General features: G+C 71.3%; 2 protein-coding genes and 1 pseudogene. All 3 read right to left on the minus strand.

The genetic code is table 11. From position 1 onward, the window contains the following. Positions 1–201: pseudogene (locus ACLIYP_RS29790) on the minus strand (hypothetical protein); the annotation flags it as partial. Beyond that, positions 198–1337 (minus strand): ParA family protein, encoded by a 1140-nt coding sequence (locus tag ACLIYP_RS29795; protein WP_412716192.1) that lies wholly within the window; start codon positions 1335–1337, stop codon positions 198–200. The gene ACLIYP_RS29795 and the pseudogene ACLIYP_RS29790, both read right to left, overlap by 4 nt. Positions 1338–1829: 492 nt before the next feature. Further along, positions 1830–2945, minus strand: coding sequence for an alanine dehydrogenase (gene ald, locus ACLIYP_RS29800; protein WP_412716193.1), 1116 nt, complete (start codon positions 2943–2945; stop codon positions 1830–1832). Between the last annotated feature and the right edge of the window lie 438 nt (positions 2946–3383).

The following is a 3383-nucleotide window of genomic DNA, read 5'->3' on the forward strand; positions in this document are numbered from 1 at the left end:
GGCGGCGCCCGCCGCCGTGCGGTCCGGGCCGTCGCCGTCGTCCGCCGGGGCGTGCTCGCCCGCGACGCCCTGCTCGCCCGCCGGGGCGGGGAGCCGGGAGGCGGCGGAGGCGTCGCCGCCGGTGTGCTGCTGGGGGGTCGACGGCTGGACCGGGGACCCTCCGGTGGAACGGAACAGTTCGTCGGCTGCCGGGAGACTCACTCGGCGTGGCACCGGGCGAGCACCTCCCTGGCGAGTTGGCGGTAGGCGGCGGCGCCGACGGAGTTGGAGGCGTAGGTGGTGATCGGCTCGCCGGCGACCGTGGTCTCCGGGAAGCGGACCGTGCGCCCGATGACGGTGTGGTACACGTTGTCGTCGAACGCCTCGACCACGCGCGCGAGCACCTCCCTGCTGTGCACGGTGCGCGAGTCGTACATCGTCGCCAGGATGCCGTCGAGCTCCAGTTCCGGGTTGAGCCGCTCCTGGACCTTCTCGATCGTCTCGGTCAGCAGCGCCACCCCGCGCAGCGCGAAGAACTCGCACTCCAGCGGCACGATCACCTTGTGCGCGGCGGTCAGCGCGTTGACGGTGAGCAGGCCGAGGGAGGGCTGGCAGTCGATGACGATGAAGTCGTAGTCGGGCAGCAGCGGCGCCAGGGCGCGCTGGAGCGTGGACTCGCGGGCGACCTCGCTGACGAGCTGGACCTCGGCCGCGGACAGGTCGATGTTGCTGGGCAGCAGGTCCATGCCCGCCACGGCCGTCTTCAGCAGCACCTCGTCCGCCGACATGCCCCGCTCCATGAGCAGGTTGTAGACGGTCAGGTCCAGCTCCATCGGGTTGACGCCGAGGCCGACGGAGAGGGCGCCCTGGGGGTCGAAGTCCACCAGCAGCACCCGGCGGCCGTACTCGGCGAGCGCGGCGCCCAGGTTGATGGTCGAGGTGGTCTTGCCCACCCCGCCCTTCTGGTTGCACATCGCGATGATCTTCGCCGGGCCGTGCTCGGTGACCGGGCCGGGGATCGGGAAGTACGGCAGCGGCCGGCCCGTGGGCCCGATGCGCTCACGGCGCTGGCGGGCGGCGTCGGGTGCGAGGGTGGCCGCGTACTCGGGGTCGGGTTCGTACTCCGCGTCGGGGTCGTAGAAGTGCCCCTCGGGGAGTTCCTCGTAGTGGGGGTCCGCGTGGTCGGCCGGCCGGCCGGTCCCGCCGCCCCTGCGGTCGGCGGCCATGGCGTTCGCTCGGTGGCCGTCCATGCTCTGATGGGCTGTCATGCTCGCCTGGTTCTGGTGGGCTGCGAAAGTCTGGACAGCGACGGAGCCGACGGCCTTGAGTCCCGAGGGGGCTTCGCCCCGCGAAGGCATTCCTGGTCGACCACCCGGGGGAGTAAATGTCGACTCATTCACAAGTCGTCCTACCTCCTTGGTGACCAGGAAACTTCTAGACAGGTCAGCGTGGCACCATGCCGATGATTGGCGACTCTATGGCGTGTCGGCCGTCCACAGCAACACAATCCGCCGTAGACGGCCGGATGTGTCGGCAACCATGTACCCGTCTGTCAAGGGCGTAACAGCCGCGCGGACGAGGTCTTCCGGGGGCGCGAAAGGGACGAAGCGCTACGATCGCGGCGAGTTGACGCCGCGTCGGCCCGGCACCGGATCCACCCTGAGGTCAACCCCCCGCCGCGTACGGGAAACCGCCGGCCGGAGCCCGGAGGGTCCGGGCTCCGGCCGGCGGAACGGCCGTACCGGTGTTGACGGGTGATGCTGACGCGCGCCGTTGACCGCCACCGGCGCTTCATATGACGACTTGTCTACTCCGTCGGCGACCGTCCGGCGGCCCGGCGGCCCGGCCCGTCAGCCGAGCAGCGCGGCCGGCTCGCGCACCGGCAGCCCGTGCGCCTCGGCGACCGGGCCGTAGGTCACCTCGCCGTCGTGGACGTTCAGGCCCCTGGCGAGCGCGGGGTCGCGGCGCAGGGCGTCGCGCCAGCCGCGGTTGGCCAGCTCGACGATGTACGGCAGCGTGGCGTTGGTCAGCGCGTACGTCGAGGTGCTCGGCACCGCGCCGGGCATGTTGGCGACGCAGTAGAAGACCGAGTCGTGGACGGTGAAGGTCGGCTCCGCGTGGGTGGTGGGGCGCGAGTCCTCGAAGCAGCCGCCCTGGTCGATCGCGATGTCGACCAGCACGCTGCCCGGCTTCATCCGCGACACCAGCTCGTTGGTGACCAGCTTCGGCGCCTTGGCGCCCGGGATCAGCACCGCGCCGACGACCAGGTCGGCGTCGAGGACGGCCTTCTCCAGCTCGTAGGCGTTGGAGGTGACCGTCCGCACCCGGGTGCCGAAGATCCGGTCGGCCTCGCGCAGCTTGCGCACGTCCTTGTCGAGCAGGGTGACGTGGAAGCCCATGCCGACGGCGATCTGGGTGGCGTTCCAGCCCGAGACGCCGCCGCCTATGACCACGGCCCGGCTCGGCGCGACGCCCGGCACGCCGCCGGGCAGCACTCCGCGGCCGCCGGCCGAGCGCATCAGGTGGTACGCGCCCACCTGCGGGGCGATCCGGCCCGCCACCTCCGACATCGGCGCCAGCAGCGGCAGCGCGCGGTCGGCGGTCTCCACCGTCTCGTAGGCGATGGCGGTGGTGCCCGAGCGCAGCAGCGCGTCGGTGCACTCCCGGGACGCGGCCAGGTGGAGGTAGGTGAACAGCGTCTGGTCCTTGCGCAGCCGGTGGTACTCCTCGGCGACCGGCTCCTTGACCTTCAGCAGCAGCTCGGCGGTGGCCCACACCTCGTCGGCGCCGTCCAGGATGACGGCGCCGGCCTCGGTGTACTCCCGGTCGGGGATGGAGGAGCCCTCGCCGGCGCTCCGCTCCACGTAGACCCGGTGCCCGTTGCGTACGAGCTCGTGCACACCGGCCGGGGTGATGGCCACGCGGAACTCGTTGTTCTTGACTTCGCGGGGGATGCCGACCTTCACGTCGATCACGGTCCTTGTCTCATGGGGGTGTCATGGTTGCGGAATGGACCGGGGCCCACCCCACCGCACCGGTACACGGGGTAAATGTCGGATGCGGTCGAGCGGCCGCAGCTCGGCCAGTTTAATGAAGGGTTTCTCCCTGTCCAGCCTTGCAAAGGGTCAATTTTTGCGAGGATCGCTGTCTATTTCGCAGGCCGACTGCCGCTCTCGGCGGCGCGCGGGGCTCCTTCCAGCATCCACCGCGCCGCCGCGGGGCGCGAACGGGCGCCGCCCCCCGTGCCCGTCCCCCCGCCCCGGGCCGCGCCCTCGTCCCCGCGCACCCCGCACGGTCCGCCCCCATCCCCAGGACACCCGCAACCCCCGACCCACGAACACCCACGCGGAAACGCACGACCAGGAAAGAGACTCGACGATGAGTGGAAACATCAGCCGCAGACC

This window comes from Streptomyces nanhaiensis (assembly GCF_046614825.1).
Classification (GTDB): domain Bacteria; phylum Actinomycetota; class Actinomycetes; order Streptomycetales; family Streptomycetaceae; genus Streptomyces; species Streptomyces radiopugnans.

Excerpts from the sequence above, each read along its gene's own strand:
- ACLIYP_RS29795 (WP_412716192.1), bottom strand. The coding sequence starts at position 1,337 with ATGCCTTCGCGGGGCGAAGCCCCCTCGGGACTCAAGGCCGTCGGCTCC.